Source organism: Streptomyces blastmyceticus (genome assembly GCF_039521185.1).
Classification (GTDB): domain Bacteria; phylum Actinomycetota; class Actinomycetes; order Streptomycetales; family Streptomycetaceae; genus Streptomyces; species Streptomyces blastmyceticus.
This window is the reverse complement of the sequence record NZ_BAAABW010000012.1, coordinates 39566-53762: the sequence shown is the minus strand read 5'-3', so window position 1 is coordinate 53762 and position 14197 is coordinate 39566. Positions and strand designations below refer to the sequence as shown.

Annotated in this window: 13 protein-coding genes; 5 read left to right on the top strand and 8 right to left on the bottom strand. The window is 74.7% G+C overall.

Annotation, left to right across the window (positions count from 1 at the left end; translation table 11 throughout):
* The first annotated feature begins 39 nt into the window (after positions 1-39).
* The 4 genes from ABD269_RS10005 to ABD269_RS09990 all read left to right on the top strand — a co-directional run bounded on the left by ABD269_RS10005 (position 40) and on the right by ABD269_RS09990 (position 2627).
* Positions 40-675, top strand: coding sequence for a TetR/AcrR family transcriptional regulator (locus ABD269_RS10005; RefSeq protein ID WP_344117415.1), 636 nt, complete (start codon positions 40-42; stop codon positions 673-675).
* Between the two features lie 78 nt (positions 676-753).
* Positions 754-1203, top strand: coding sequence for a winged helix-turn-helix transcriptional regulator (locus tag ABD269_RS10000; RefSeq protein ID WP_116210144.1), 450 nt, complete (start codon positions 754-756; stop codon positions 1201-1203).
* A gap of 162 nt (positions 1204-1365) precedes the next feature.
* Complete coding sequence (locus ABD269_RS09995) at positions 1366-2313, top strand: hypothetical protein (protein ID WP_344117413.1); 948 nt, start codon at positions 1366-1368, stop codon at positions 2311-2313.
* A 140-nt stretch (positions 2314-2453) separates the two neighbouring features.
* A complete protein-coding gene (locus ABD269_RS09990; RefSeq protein WP_344117412.1) occupies positions 2454-2627 on the top strand; it encodes a hypothetical protein in 174 nt (57 codons plus the stop codon).
* A 25-nt stretch (positions 2628-2652) separates the two neighbouring features.
* On the opposite strand, the gene ABD269_RS09985 is transcribed toward ABD269_RS09990, so the two are convergent.
* The 6 genes from ABD269_RS09985 to ABD269_RS09960 all read right to left on the bottom strand — a co-directional run bounded on the left by ABD269_RS09985 (position 2653) and on the right by ABD269_RS09960 (position 10191).
* Positions 2653-4158, bottom strand: coding sequence for a hydrogenase large subunit (locus ABD269_RS09985; RefSeq protein ID WP_301890003.1), 1506 nt, complete (start codon positions 4156-4158; stop codon positions 2653-2655).
* Between the two features lie 3 nt (positions 4159-4161).
* Complete coding sequence (locus ABD269_RS09980; RefSeq protein WP_344117411.1) at positions 4162-5886, bottom strand: proton-conducting transporter transmembrane domain-containing protein; 1725 nt, start codon at positions 5884-5886, stop codon at positions 4162-4164.
* The gene (locus tag ABD269_RS09975) at positions 5886-6593 is read right to left on the bottom strand and encodes a hypothetical protein (protein ID WP_344117410.1); all 708 of its coding nucleotides are present in this window, start codon (positions 6591-6593) and stop codon (positions 5886-5888) included. Before ABD269_RS09975 ends, ABD269_RS09980 begins: the two co-directional genes overlap by 1 nt.
* Before the next feature lie 11 nt (positions 6594-6604).
* Positions 6605-7558: a respiratory chain complex I subunit 1 family protein gene (locus ABD269_RS09970; protein ID WP_301890000.1), complete on the bottom strand. Its 954-nt coding sequence runs from the start codon at positions 7556-7558 to the stop codon at positions 6605-6607.
* Positions 7559-7607: 49 nt separating this feature from the next.
* Positions 7608-9641 (bottom strand): proton-conducting transporter transmembrane domain-containing protein, encoded by a 2034-nt coding sequence (locus ABD269_RS09965; RefSeq protein ID WP_344117409.1) that lies wholly within the window; start codon positions 9639-9641, stop codon positions 7608-7610.
* Positions 9642-9708: 67 nt separating this feature from the next.
* On the bottom strand, positions 9709-10191 hold the full coding sequence (locus ABD269_RS09960) for an NADH-quinone oxidoreductase subunit B family protein (RefSeq protein ID WP_344117408.1): 483 nt from the start codon (positions 10189-10191) through the stop codon (positions 9709-9711).
* A 451-nt stretch (positions 10192-10642) separates the two neighbouring features.
* Here ABD269_RS09960 and ABD269_RS09955 point away from each other — a divergent pair, with 451 nt between their 5' ends.
* Positions 10643-12052: an amidase gene (locus ABD269_RS09955; protein WP_344117407.1), complete on the top strand. Its 1410-nt coding sequence runs from the start codon at positions 10643-10645 to the stop codon at positions 12050-12052.
* Between the two features lie 55 nt (positions 12053-12107).
* Here the strand turns inward: ABD269_RS09955 and ABD269_RS09950 are convergent, their stop codons facing one another.
* Together ABD269_RS09950 and ABD269_RS09945 are read right to left on the bottom strand one after the other, a co-directional pair.
* Positions 12108-12956 (bottom strand): ATP-grasp domain-containing protein, encoded by an 849-nt coding sequence (locus tag ABD269_RS09950; protein ID WP_344117406.1) that lies wholly within the window; start codon positions 12954-12956, stop codon positions 12108-12110.
* Positions 12953-13816, bottom strand: a complete 864-nt coding sequence (locus ABD269_RS09945) for an ATP-grasp domain-containing protein (RefSeq protein WP_344117405.1) — start codon at positions 13814-13816, stop codon at positions 12953-12955. The genes ABD269_RS09950 and ABD269_RS09945 overlap by 4 nt, the downstream gene beginning before the upstream one ends.
* Positions 13817-14197: the final 381 nt, after the last annotated feature.

The following is a 14197-nucleotide window of genomic DNA, read 5'->3' as shown; positions in this document are numbered from 1 at the left end:
GGCCGATCGTTGCGTGACAGCGTACGTTACAGTGTTACAATGCCGCGACACTCCCCTTCCCTGAGCCTGGCCACCCCCGACCGCATCGCCCGCACCGCCCTCGCGGTCATCGACGAGGAAGGCCCCGCGGCCCTGAGCTTCCGCTCGGTCGCCGAGCGGCTGGGCGTCTCCCACGCGACCGTCCACCGCCGCTGCACGGATCTGGGCGGGCTGCTCGACCTGTGCACCGACCACCTCGCCGCCGAGCTGCCGGACATCCCCCCGGGCACACCGTGGGCCGAGGCCACCGAGGCGCGCTTCACCGCGCTCTACGCACTGCTGACCGCCCACCCCGGACTGGTCGCGCTGCGCGGCTCCCGGCCCTGGCTCGGTCCCCAGCTGCTCGCCCGGCTGGTCGAGCCCGCGCTCGCCGACAGCATCGCCGCCGGAATGACCCCGGAGCAGGCGTTCCACACCTACCGGCGGATGTATCTGCTCACCCTCGGCAGCGCGGCCTTCGTGGACCACGGGGATCCCAAGGCCACCGTCACCACCACGCGCACCGCCCTGGCCGCGCTCGACCCGGAGCAATTCCCGGTCCTGACCGGCCACATGGGCGTCATCCTGCCCGCCATGACCGACCACGAGGTCTTCCACGGCGCCCTGCGCCAGCTCATCGCCGCCGCCCGCCCCTGAAAGCGGCGAAAAGGGCTGGATCGGCCGTGTTCCACGCAGGGTTGGGGAAGCAAATCCGGCTGCTTTACGATGAGGGGCATGACGACAGCGCGCCCATGTTCGATCGCCGACGCACTCGGCGTGGTCGGCGAGAAGTACTCCCTGCTGGTGCTGCGCGAGGTCTTCTTCGGCGTCCGGCGCTTCGACGCGATCGCCCGCAACACCGGAGCCCCTCGTGACATCCTCGCCGCGCGGCTGCGCCGCCTGGTGGAGGCGGGGGTCCTGGAGAAGGTTCCCTACCACGAGCGCCCCGCCCGCTTCGAGTACTGCCCCACCCCCGCCGGGCAGGACCTGCGCCCCGTGCTCCTGATGCTGATGCGCTGGGGCGACCGCCACCTCGCGGACGTGCCGCCGACCGTCCTGGAGCACACCTGCGGCGCCGACCTCGACTCCGTCGTCGTCTGCCGCTGCTGCGGCGAGGAGGTCGCGAGCGCGGACCTCACGCCCCGCTTCCAGGTCCCGGGGTGGACGGCCGAGGGCGCGGCCTGATCACCGGCCGTCCTGCGGCCGCGAGGGCGCCCGGCGGCCGGGAGCGGCCCCGCTCCTGAGGCCGTTCCCCTATCCGGTGCAATGTCCTCGACCGCTCGCTTGCCGTACCCGTCCGGGGGGCATGACAGGGACCCGCCCCTCCCCTCAAGACGGGAACACCGCATGCCTCTTCCGGAACAGATCAAGCCCGGGGACGTCGTCCTGACCCGTGGGACGGAGGCCGTCTCCCGTGCGATCTGTCTCATGGACGGCTCCGAGGTCAGCCACGCCGCGCTCGCCGTCGGCGAGGACGCGCTGGCCGAAGTCGTCGGGGAGGGGCTGCGCACCGTCACGTTCGCCCAGGCCATGGACGGCCACGACCTGACGGTCGGCCGCGCCCTGACCACCCCGGCGGACACGGGCCCCGTCCTCGACGTCGCGCGCCGCTATCTGGCGGGTCACACCTCGTACGCGCACCAGCAGATCGTGCTGCTGGCCGTCCTCTGCGTCACCCGCCACATCCCGCTGCCCCTGGGGGGACGTCGGCTCGTGCGTACCGTCCTGGACCAGGCGGCGGCAGCGGTGAACGCGATGGCCGAATGCGGCCGACAGCCCATGATCTGCTCCGAGTTCGTCTACCGCTGCCACCACGAGGCCCGGCCCCGCGCCCCCTATGCCCTGAGGACGGCCGACGACGACACCCACCCCGACGGCACCCTCCTGGGCTGGGCACGCGCCCACCCGGCCGTCCCGCGCCTGCCGCTGCCCGCCGGGCCCGCAGCCGGACGGCTCGCCCCGGCGGACGCAGAGGCCGCGCTCGCCCCGCTGGTCTCCGCCTATGCCACGGCCCTCGGCAAGGCCCGACCTCCTGGCGCGGCACGTTCCCGTCCCGGCCGGTCTTTCCGACCCGAGCGACGAGGAACTGCTGTCGTCCATGGTCGCCTTCGGCACCGCCCTGCACCGCGCCGACGGTCAGGACGGATCCGGCGCGCCCCTCCCGCCCGCGCGGGCCCTGGAGAAGATCAGGGCCATGGAGGCCGAGCCGAACTTCGTCACCCCCGGCGACCTGCTGCGCAGCCCCTCGCTGACCGAGAGGCTCCGGATGCCCGCCGGGAAGAAGAGCACGGGTGAGGCGCTCAAGGGCCTGCTGAACCGCCGGTAGCAACTGCCGGCAGCGCCGTGCGCCGGGACAGCCGGGAAGGGGCAGGGGCAAAGCCGCGGATTGACCCTAGACTTGAGGAATCCTTCCCACCGTTCCCCTTGGGGGCGCCGTGAGCGTGTTCGCCGAAGCGATGCGGCAGCGGGTCCGCGAAGCCCGGGCCGCGCTGGTGGCAGCGCGGGCGGCGGCCGATGCCTATGGGACCGAAGTGGCGGAGGTGGAGCTGGAGGACGCGCTGCGGATGGCCCGTGAGCACGGCATCGACCCCGATGACGAGGAAGCCTGATCCCCCTGTCGGACCTTTCGGAGCCTCACAGGTCGTTGCCCGCGTAGGACAGGTTGAAGCTCTTGTTGGTCAGCGGGAAGTCCGGGACGATCGTGTCGGCCAGCGCGACCGGCAGCGCCGGCCAGTTGAAGAAGGACGGGTCGGCCGTCTTCACCCGGGTCAGCGTGTGGTCGCGGCCGCGCAGCTCGACGCGCGTGGTGATCGTGCCGCGCCAGCCCTCGACGATGCCGGTGCCCGCGGCGGTGGCCCCGGGCCTGCCGGGCGGGAGTTCCGCCACCCAGCGGCCGGTGATGAGCCGCTCGTTGAGCTCCTCGACGAGGGCGAGGGAGGCGTCGATCTCCTCGGCCCGTACGAGAAAGCGGGCCAGGACGTCCCCGGCGGTGTGGACGGGCACGGTGAGCGCCGGCCCGTAGTCGTGGAACGGGTGGCGGGTCCGGGCGTCGGCGGACAGTCCGCTGGCCCGCGCGACATAGCCGAGGCAGCCCAGGTCGCGGGCGGCGGCCACGTCGAGCCGGGCGGTGCCGGTGAAGCGGTCGCGGACGGTGGTGTGCCCGAGCGCGAGGGTGACGAGGTCGCCGATCTCCCGGCCGAGCACCCGCATCCGCGCCGTGCCGGGCACCGAGCACAGGGCCGCGCCGCCCGGGACGACGGCGCCGCGCAGCAGCCGGTGGCCGGTGACCTCCTGGTTCAGGCGCAGCAGCTGCTCGCGGACGTGCTGGGCGCGGGCGTTGAGGATGCCGTGGCCGACGTCGTTGCACAGGGCGCCGAGGTCGGCGACGTGGTTGTGGAGGCGCTCCAGTTCGAGGAGCAGCGCCCGGGCACGCCGGGCGTCCTCGGGCACCCGGGTGCCGGTGGCCTCCTCGACGGCCAGGCAGTAGGCGAGGGCGTGGCCGACGGCGGTGTCGCCGCTGACGCGCTCCGCGAGCGGCAGCCCGCGGTCGGGGGTGCGGCCCTCCATGAGCTTCTCGATGCCCTTGTGGACGAACCACAGGCGGGCCTTGAGCTTGATGATGGTCTCGCCGACGACGGAGAAGCGGAAGTGCCCGGGTTCGATGAGCCCGGCGTGCACCGGCCCGACGGGGATCTCGTAGACCCCCTCGCCCTCGACCTCCAGGAAGGGGTACGGGCCCTCGGGCTCGGCGAAGGGCGGCGGGGGGCCCGCGTCGGGGTGCATCGGGTACCAGCCGCGCGGCCAGTGGAAGTGGCGGACGAGGCGGTGGGGCAGGGGGTGGTCGAGGGGCACGATGCCGTGCAGGTCGCGCATCTCGCGCTCGAACCGCCCGGCGGGGAAGGACAGATGGGCCAGGGTGGGCAGTTCCGGGGCCTTCGGATCGAGGCGTACGTGCAGTTCGGTGCGGGTGTCGGGCGGGCCCGAGGCGAAGAGGTAGACGACGCGGACGGCGGGGCCGCCGGGGGCGGAGGGGCCGTCGTGGTGAGCGGCCACCAGCGCGAGGCGGTGGCCGTCGACGAGCAGGTCCGCGGCGCGCTCGGGCAGTTCGTCGGGGCCGATGTCGGTCACGGTCCGGGGCATGGGTCAGTGCCTTCCGATGATCTCGCCGGCCGCGGAGAGCAGCCGGGTGAGGGGACCGGTGGCCATCCCCAGGGCCGCGGCCGCGACGAGCCCGGTGACCAGGGGGGCCGCGGCGGCCGCCCCGAGCCGGACGGGGCCGTCGGCGACGGCCTCCGGCTCGGGCGGGGGGCCGAGGACCATGCGGGCGGTGCGGGTGACGAGCGCGGCGAAGGAGACGAGGGTGAGGACCAGGGCGACGGCGACGACCTTGCCGTGTCCTGCGGCGAATCCGGCGCGGGCGAGGCCGAGTTCGGAGGCGAAGAGGCTGAACGGCGGCAGGCCGAGCAGGGCGACCACGGCCAGCCCGAAGGTGGTGCCGAGGGCTGGGGCCTCGGCCAGCAGCCCGCGCACCCGCCCGATGCGGGCGGTGCGCCGGATCCGCAGGATGTGGCCCGACGCGCAGAACGCGACGGTCTTCGCCAGCCCGTGGCCCGCGATGTGCAGCAGGGCGGCGGAGACGGCGAGCGGGGTGCCGATGGCGGTGCCGAGGGCGATCAGGCTCATGTGTTCCATGCTCGAATAGGCCAGCATCCGCTTGTAGTCGCGCTGGGCGAGCAGCAGGATGGCGGCCAGGGCCAGGGTGAGCAGGGCGGCCCCGGCGAGCAGGGTGCGGGTGTAGCCGGTGCCCAGGGCCGCGTCCGCGATGACCTTGTAGCGCAGCAGCCCGGCGAAGGCGACGGAGAGCAGGACGCCGGACATCAGCGCGGACACCGGCGCGGGTGCCTGGCTGTGGGCGTCGGGCAGCCAGGCGTGCAGGGGGGCGAGGCCCGCCTTGGCGCCGAAGCCGAGGACGATGAGGCTCATGGCGAGCCGGGTGACGGCCGGGTCGAGCCGGTCGGCGTGCGCGGCGAGGGTGGGCCAGTCCAGGGCGGAGGCCTCGGAGATGCCCGCCTGCCGGGCGGCGTAGTAGATCAGGACGGTGCCGAGGAAGGCGAGGGCGATCCCGGCGGAACAGATCACCACATACTTCCAGGCGGCCTCGACGGAGGCCCGGGTGCGGCGGTGGCCGACGAGGAAGGCGGTGACGATGGTGGTGGCCTCGATGGCGATCCACAGGACGCCGAGGTTGGCGGCCAGGACGGCCGCGCTCATGGCGGCGAGGAAGGCGTGGACGAGCAGGTTGTAGCGGCGGGCGGCACCGGCGTCGGCCCGCTCGTGGGCGAGGTGGGCGGGATTGGCGGCGCAGGCGAGGGCCGCCACCGCGCCGACGGCGAGCAGCAGCCACACGGTGAGGGCGTCGGCGCGCAGCAGCCGCCCGTACGCCGTCACCGGTCCGCGGTCCGGGACGGTGGCGGCGAGGGCGGCCCCGCAGAAGAGGATCGTGGCCGGGGACACCAGACCGAGCCAGGTGCCGAGCGGCCGGGCCACGGTGTCGGTCCCGGTGGCGAACGGCGGTGCGGCGGGCGGGCCGTCGGTGGCGAACGGCGGCGGCCCGGGGGGTGCGGCCGGGGGTCCGCCGGTGAGCGTGGCCGGTCCCCCGGCGGCCGCGGTGGCGCCGGTGGTCCGTACGGGTTCGGCCGGTGTCCGCGGGGGCGGCGGCCGGTGCGCGAGGGCGGCGGAGTGCCGGGGGGCGTGGGCCCGGCGGTACGGCCGTACGCCGCGCAGCCCGGTGGCGGCGTGGGCGGCCGAGGTGGCGAGGGGAACCGCGATGGGGGCGGTCAGCAGCAGTGCGGTGGTGGCGTGCGTCATCAGTCGCGTAGCTCCCGCAGGTCGTCGATGCCGGTGCCGCCGAAGGCGGCCCGCATCCGGGTGGTGAGGATCTGCAGGACGAGAACGGCGAGCAGGACGTCGAAGGAGACGCCGAGTTCGACGATCAGCGGCACTCCGGACGCGGCCAGGAAGGCCGTCGCGGTGATGCCGTTGTCCAGGAGCAGGAAGCCGACCACCTGCGCCAGGGCGCGGCGCCGGGTGACCAGGGTGAAGAAGCCGATCAGGACGACGGCGAGGCCGACCGGCAGGGCACTCGTCGCGGGGGTGGGGTCGAGTTCGACGAGGGGCCGGGCGACGGCGTAGGCGAGGAGGGTGAGGAGGGCGGCGCTGAGCAGCGAGGCCGCGACGTTGACCAGGGGCTGGGTCTCGCGGGCCTCGCTGACGTCCTCCTCGTAGTGGTGGGTGGAGTGGTGGGCGGCGGGCGGGGTGCCGGCGGCGAGGGCGCGGCGGATGAGGTGGGGCAGGGCGCCGGCGCGGAGCAGGCCGATGCCGACGGCGACGGCCAGGAGGTCCCAGCGGCCCTCGTGCACGCCCAGCAGGCCGGCGACGGCGGCGAGGGCCACGCCCTGGAGGGCGAAGGCCCGGACGATCGAGGACAGTTGGCGCAGCCACAGGACCACGACGGCCGCGAGCAGGAACGCGCCGCACGCCAGGTCGAGCAGCTGGGTGTAGACGCTGTCGTTCATGTGTCCCTCACTCACTCTCCTGTGAGGAAGTACGAGGCGGTGACCGCGAGCAGGGCCAGCAGGAAGGATCCGGCGAGCAGCTCGGGGACGCGGAACAGCCGCAGTTTGGCCCAGAACACCTCGGCGGCCGCGAGGGCGGAGCCGAGCAGGGCGACCTTGGCGGTGAGCAGGACGAGGGCGAGGGCGAGGGCGGCCGGTGAGGCGGTGGTCGCGATGCCCCAGGGCGCGGACAGGGAGGCGAGCAGTCCGAGGAGGACGGCGAGCCTCATCTGGGCGCCGAGTTCGACCAGGGCGAGGTCGGGGCCCGCGTACTCCAGGACCATCGCTTCGTGGACCATCGTCAGCTCCAGGTGGGTGGAGGGGTTGTCCACGGGCAGCCGGCCGGTCTCGGCGAGGACGGCGACGGCCAGTGCGGCGGTGGCCAGGAGCCCCGCGGGGGAGGCCAGCCGCACCGGGTCGTGGATGCCGCCGGAGACGATCGCGGACAGGTTGGTGGAACCCGTCGGTATCGACAGGGCGAACACCGCGAGGAGGATGGTCGGCTCCACGAGGGCGGCGACGGTCATCTCGCGGGAGGCGCCCATGCCGCCGAAGGCGGTGCCGGTGTCCAGGCCCGCGAGGGCGAGGGCGACCGTGCCGAGGGCCAGCAGTGCCACCACCAGGATCAGGTCGGCGCTGCCGCTGACGGGGGTGACGGTGGAGGCCAGAGGGACGAGGGCGGCGACGACGGCGGTGGTCGCGACGAGCAGGAGGGGGGCGACGCGGAAGGCGGGGCCGGTGCCGATGGGGGTGATGGCCTCCTTGCGGAGCAGCTTGCGCAGGTCCCGCCAGGGCTGGGCGACGCCGGGGCCGGCCCGTCCCTCCATCCGGGCCCGCACCTGCCGCATCGTGCCGGCGAGCAGCGGCGCCCCGGCGACGACGAGGACGACCTGGGCGGTCACTGCCGCCGTGCCGATGGCTTTCACGGTGTCTCCTCCTGCGTCTCCCCCGGCGTGCCCCGCCGCGTGCCGCCGCTCACCAGCCCACCGCCAGGGCCAACAGGACGGCGACGAGGCCGAAGAACCCGTATCCGAGGTACAGGTGCACGCTGCCGGTGGCCAGGCGGCGCGCGCTCTGGCCGAGGCCGGTGACGGCGGCGAGCACGGGGCGGTAGACACGGTGCTCGATCCGGTCGGGGATCCGGCTCTGGAAGCGCACCCGTTCCACCAGATAGGCGGACTCGCGCAGCGGGGTGACGTTGACGTCCTGCTCGGGGGCGAGGACGTCGTCGAAGACGCGCTGGAGGGGTTCGGCGAACGAGGTCGCGGTGTAGGACATCCGGGCGGTGGGGGCTCCTCCGCCGCAGTCCCACAGCTTGACGTTGGCGCGGCGGCCGCGGCGGGCCGTGATCCGGATCAGGCCGGCCGCGGCGAGCAGTCCGGCCGTCAGCGCGGCGGCCACCCACAGGGGCGACATGGAGGCGGCGAGCCGGTCCAGGCGCAGTTCGAAGCCGTCGCCGGACAGCGTGGGCCCGCTCCCGAGTCCGGCGACGGCCACGGCCCGTGACAGCCCGTTGCCCAGCATGCCGGGGACCAGCGCAAGCCCGGTGCAGCCGACGGCGAGCAGGCCCATGCCGATGAGCATGCCGGGCGGGCTCTCCTTGGCGGCCGCGGCCTCGGCGCTGCGGGGCCGGGCGAAGAAGCCCACGCCGAGGGCCTTGACGAAGACGGCGGCGGCCAGTCCCGCGGAGAGGGCGATGACGGCGACGGCGAGCGGCAGCACGATGGCGGTGGAGATGCCGGGCACCGTCAGGCCGTTGATCAGGGACTGGAGGAGCAGCCACTCGCTGAGGAAGCCGTTGCCGGGCGGGAGGGCGATCGCGCCGAGGGCGGCGACGGTGAAGAAGCCCGCGGTGGCGGGCATCCGGGCGCGCAGCCCGCCCATGCGGTCGAGGTCGCGCAGGCCGGTGGCGCGGACGACGGAGCCCGCGGCGCAGAACAGCAGGGCCTTGAAGACGGCGTGGTTGGCGACGTGCAGGAGCGCGGCCGCGAGGGCGAGCGCGGCGGGCACCGGATAGCCGGAGGAGGCGAAGAGCCCGGCCGCGCCGACGCCGATGAGGACGAGGCCCAGGTTCTCGGAGGTCGAGTAGGCGAGCAGTCTCTTGAGGTCCGATGCCATGGCCGCCTGGAGGATGCCGTAGACGGCGGAGAGCGCGCCCGCCGCCAGGACGAGCAGCCAGCCCCAGCGCGGGGCGCCGCCCAGCAGGTCGAAGGCCACGCGCACGATTCCGTAGGCGCCGAGGTTGACCATGGCGGCGCTCATCAGCGCGGAGACGTTGCTGGGGGCCTCGGGGTGGGCCCTGGGCAGCCAGGGGTGCAGGGGCACCATGCCGGCCTTCGACGCGAAGGCCGCGGCGACCAGCACGAAGACCGTGCCGCGGGCGGTGGGTGACATCCCGCTCGCCCCGGCGCGCAGCGCGGTGAAGGTCTCGCCCCCGGCGCAGGCGGCGAAGAGGGCCATTCCGGCCAGCAGCAGGACGAGTCCGAGGTGGGTCATGACGGCGTACCACACCCCGGCCTCGCGGACGGAGGCGCGGTCCCGCTGGTCGGCGAGGACGAGCAGCAGGGAGGTGAGGGCCATGACCTCCCACAGGAGGAGGAACGTCGAGACGGAGGCGGCCGCGGGGACGAGCACGAGGGTGAGGGCGAACAGGGGCAGCGAGGCCTGGACCCCGCGCGAGGCGACTCCGCGCGCGTGGCCGCCCCCGGCGTAGCCGATGCCGTAGACGGCGACCGCGAGGACCACGGCTCCCGCCACCGCCATGAACAGCCCCGACAGGGCGTCGACGGCCAGATAGACGCCGGCCATCGGCAGCAGGCCGGGGAGGTGGACGGACCACCGGCCGCCGCCGGAGGCCATGAGTCCGGCGGTGAGCCCGGCGCCGCCCAGTCCGGCCGTGCACAGCCCGACGGCTATGACGCGCGCCCGTCTCGGCAGCAACGCGCCGGACAGCGCCCCCGCGCCGGCGAGCCCGACCGCGAGAACCGCCGCGGTTTCGGCACCTTTCATGCGCGGTCCCTCGCTCGAGGGGCGGCGCCCGTGGTCCGGGCCGCGCCCCCGCCGGGCGCGGTCGCGGTCACCGGCCGGTCACGGCGCGGAGCGCCGCCACGATCCGGTCGGGTCGCGGCGGGCAGCCCTCGACCTTGAGGTCGACGGGGACCACGTCGGCCACGGCGCCCTCGACGCCGTGGCCGCCGGCGAACTCGCCGCAGTTCAGGGCGCAGTCGCCGACCGCCACGACGAGCCGGGGGCGGGGCATCGCGGCGACGGTGCGCCGCAGCGGTTCTGCCATGTTGCGGGTCACCGGTCCGGTCACGAGCGCGAGGTCCGCGTGCCGGGGCGAGGCGACGAGGCGGGCTCCGTAGCGCTCGGCGTCGTAGACCGGCCCGAAGGCCGCCGCGATCTCGATCTCGCAGCCGTTGCACGACCCGGCGTCGACGCAGCGCACCTGGACCGAGCCGCCCAGGCGGCGGGCCGCGGCGGATGCGGCGGGGGCGGGCCGGGGTGGCGCGTCCTCCGCCACCCGTCCGGTTTCACGGATCTTGCGCAGCAGGCTCATCAGGGCTCCCTCGGCTCGGCGTCGATGTGCCTCACGAAGGTGCGGCGGCCGTCTCCCGCCGTCACAGCGCGATTCCGCGCCGGGAGACGGCCGCCGGTCGAAAGGGACCGGGAAGTGCCCGGGCCCGGGCCTCGCGGGTTCCGCGGCGGGCCCGGCCCGGATCACCGGTGCTCCGGACGGGGTGGTCCGGTGGGTGCGGCCTTCGGCGGCCCCGTTGCATGAGGACTGATCTGCTCCGGGAAACGGCTTGCGGGGCCGAGGAGTTACGGGGAGTTCCGGCCACTGTGACACCACGGACTGCTGGGGCGGGTGGTTCGAAACCGCTTGCCGCACACGGCAGAATCTACGAGGTCACCGGGCACCCAGGAGCACGGCGGCGAAACTCGGTGGCCGCGCGGCGGCTCCGTACGTCAGTCTGATTCCAGCCATCAGCCGAGAAGTGGGAGACCCGGTGGAGCTGTACGAATACGCGGGCCTCGACGCGGTCGGCCTGCGGGCGCTGATCCGGGCGCGTGAAGTGAGCGCGGCCGAGGTCGAGTCGGTGGCGCGGCGCGCCCTGGCCGTGGCAGGTGCCGAGCTGGGCGCGCTGACGCTGCCGCTGTTCGAGCCCGCCCTCGACCACGAGCCGGACGGTCCGTTCGGCGGCGTGCCCTTTGTGATCAAGGACAGCGGGCCGTTCGCGCGGGGTGTGCCGTTCGCGCTCGGCAGTCGCGCCGTCCGCGGCGCCGTCGCCCAGGCCGACCACGACCTGATGGCCCGCTTCCGCGCCGCCGGGCTGGTGGCGCTCGGTCAGACCACCGCTCCCGAGCTGGGCCTCAGCTTCTCGACGGAGCCGGTGCGCCACGGTCCGACGCGCAACCCGTGGGCGCGGGACCGGGGCGTCGGCGGGTCGAGCGGCGGGGCGGCCGCGCTCGTGGCCGCCGGTGCGGTGCCCTTCGCGCACGGCAACGACGGCGCGGGTTCCCTGCGGGTGCCCGCCTCGTGCTGCGGGCTCGTCGGCCTGAAGCCGAGCCGTGGCCGTACGCCGAGCGGGCCGCTCGCCGGGGAGGCCGCGTTCGGGCAGACAGTGGAGTTCGGGCTCACCCGGACCGTGCGCGACGCGGCCCACCTGCTCGACGCCGTCGGCGCACCGCCCGTCGGCGAGAAGTACGCGACGCCGCCGCCGGCCCGCCCGTACGCCGAGGAGCTGCGGGCCGACCCGGGCCGGCTGCGGGTCGCGGTCACCACGCAGGCGTGGTCGGGGGTCGCGGTCGACCCCCAGGTGGCCGCGGCGACGGAGGCGGCGGGGCAGGTGCTGGAGTGGATCGGGCACGTGGTGTCCCCGGCGAGCCCGGCCGTCGATCCGGAGGCGGTCGTCGAGGCGCTGATGCTCAGCGTGTTCGCGACGGGTGCCGCGATGCTCAGGGCGCCGCGCAGGCCCGATCCGTCGCTGCTGGAGGCGGTGTCACGGGTGGTGCTCGGCGAGACGGAGGCGGCGACCGCGCTCGATGTGATGGCGGCGGTCGACGCCCAGCACCGGGTGACGCGCCCGGTCGGTGACTTCTTCACCCGTCACGACCTGCTGCTGACGCCGACGCTCGGGCAACTCCCGGCGCCGCACGGCACCCTCGACTACGACGGCGAAGGCCACACGGCCCGCTCCTGGCTGCGCCGGATCCTCGAGTACGGGCCGTTCACCGCGGTGTTCAACGTCGCGGGGAACCCCGCGGTCAGCCTGCCGCTCGGGCAGAGCCGCGAGGGCCTGCCGATCGGGGTACAGCTCGTCGCCGCCCACGGCAGGGAGGATCTGCTGCTGCGGGTGGCGGCTCAGCTGGAACAGGCGGTGCCGTGGGAGGACCGCAGGCCGCTGGTGTTCTCCTGAAGTCCGGAGCGATCGCCGTCGAGTGCGGGTTTGCCGCGCCTGCGGCGGGCGTCCCTCAACCGTTCAGGATGGCGCCACTCGTCGCACCGCGCGGACGATAACTGCCCGCCGCCGCACGCAGGGCCAGCTCCGCGAGCGCCTCCGGCGCCCCCCGCTGGCCGCGGATTCCGGGGAAGGCGTTGACGTCGACGATCAGCGGCCCGCCCGGCACGTCGAGGAGGTCGACGCCGTAGACGTCCAGGGCGAAGACCTCCCCCGCGCGGCGCACCACGTCGAGCCAGGCCGGGGGCAGTTCGCCGACCGCGACCGGCTCGGTGCGGCGGGAGGCGGGGGTGGCCAGCTCCGAGCGGCGTACGGCGGCGAAGACCTCGTCGCCGACGACCCACAGTTTGTGGTCCCAGCCGCTGTTGGGGGTGTAGGCCTGGGTCACCACCGGCTCGTCCGGCCACTGCGCGGCCAGCGCCCGCAGCTGTTCGGCGTCGTCCACCCGGGCCACGAGGTCGTGCCGTCTGCTGTGGCGGCTCTTGACGACCAGGGGGTACGTCAGGCCGCCCCGCGCGGCCAGGCGCGGGAGAGTGGTCGCCGCCGTGGTGGCGGCGAAGGGCAGTCCCGCGGCCAGCGCGACCTCGGCCATGGCGGTGCGGTCCTGGCACTGCTCGGTCGCGTCGGCCGAGTTCAGCACGGGGGCGCCGTGCTGCTCGAGGTAGCGGGCGCAGGCCAGGGCGCACGGCGTCCGTGCCTTGAGGAGATAGACGTCGGCGAGCGCCGCGGGAGCACGCGCGGGGGACGGCAGCACGGCGTGCCGGGGGTCGAGCGCCTCCACCTGATGACAGGGCGTCAGGAGCGCGGTGGCCGCGGCCAGCAGCGGGTGGTCAGGCGCGGGCGTCAGCAGACAGATCCTCACGCGCCACCGCCCACCTGGGCGGGGGCGGGGTGAACCGCGGCGGTGTGCCGGGCGGGCCCGGCGTCGGCGAGGCGCAGGATGGCCCAGGCCACCCGGGCGACCGCGTCCGGCACCTGACGGAAGCTCGGGAAGTCGTTGACGTCGACGACCACCGGCCCGTCGGGCCCCAGCACCACGTCCACGCCGTACAGGTCGAGGCCGAAGACGGCACCGACCCGGGTGACGATGTCCGCCACCTCGGCGGAGAGCGGCACCCCGCGTTCGCGGGCGGGTTGATCCGGGTGCAGCGGTGAGCAGCGCTCGGTCGCGAACAACTCACCGTCGACGCAGTACACCTTGAGGTCGACGCCCGAATTGGGCACATACGGCTGGGCTATCAGCATGCCCGCGGGTGCGGTGCCGGGGTCGGGCAGCCGGTCCGGGGAGGGGACGAGGCGGACGGCCCGGCCGGAGCTGCCGTCGGCGGGCTTGACCACCAGGGGGTACGCGGCGGCGGGGATCCCGGCGAACTCCTCCGGGCGGGCGGCGGCGTAGGTCACGGGGACGGGCAGGCCGTGCCGCTCGGCCGTCACGGCCGCCAGCGCCTTGTCGCGCACACCGCGTATCGCGCGGGCGTCGTTGACCGTGGTGAGGCCGGCGGCCGCGGCCGCCTCCAGCAGCGTCAGGCCCGGTCCGCCGGAGACGGTCTTGAGCACCCACGCGTCGTGCGCGCCCGCGCGCACCGTCTCGGAGAGCCTGAGGAGGGAGCCGCCCGGCCGCAGCACGTCCACCTGGTGGCCCCAGGAGGTCAGTTGGCGGATCACGTCCACCGGCATGCCGTCGCGCCGGTACTGCTCCTCCACCAAGAAGCAGAGTCTCATTGGTGCATCCTCGTAATCCCCGGACGTCCGCCGATCCCGTCCGGCAGAACTGTGACGGCTCAGGATGTCATGGGTGTGCAGGTGAGAACGCCGGGGGTTGTCTCGATTCCGTAGCAAACGGCCCGCGCGGCGCGGGGATTTCTCCGGATCCGACCGACTGGTGCGGATGTCGGGCGATCCGGATACGGCGCGTTCACGAGGGGTCGCCGGGAACCGAATTCGGTGCGCGCGTACGGCGGCGGCCCGGGCCCGCCCACCGAACACGCCATGTCGTCATCCGCACACGGCGCGTACGGAGCGCGCGGGAGGCTTGAGCACCGGCCCGTGCGGGAAAGCTGTAAGGAAACGAGGCAGCAGCGCGCCATGCCCTGGATTCGACGG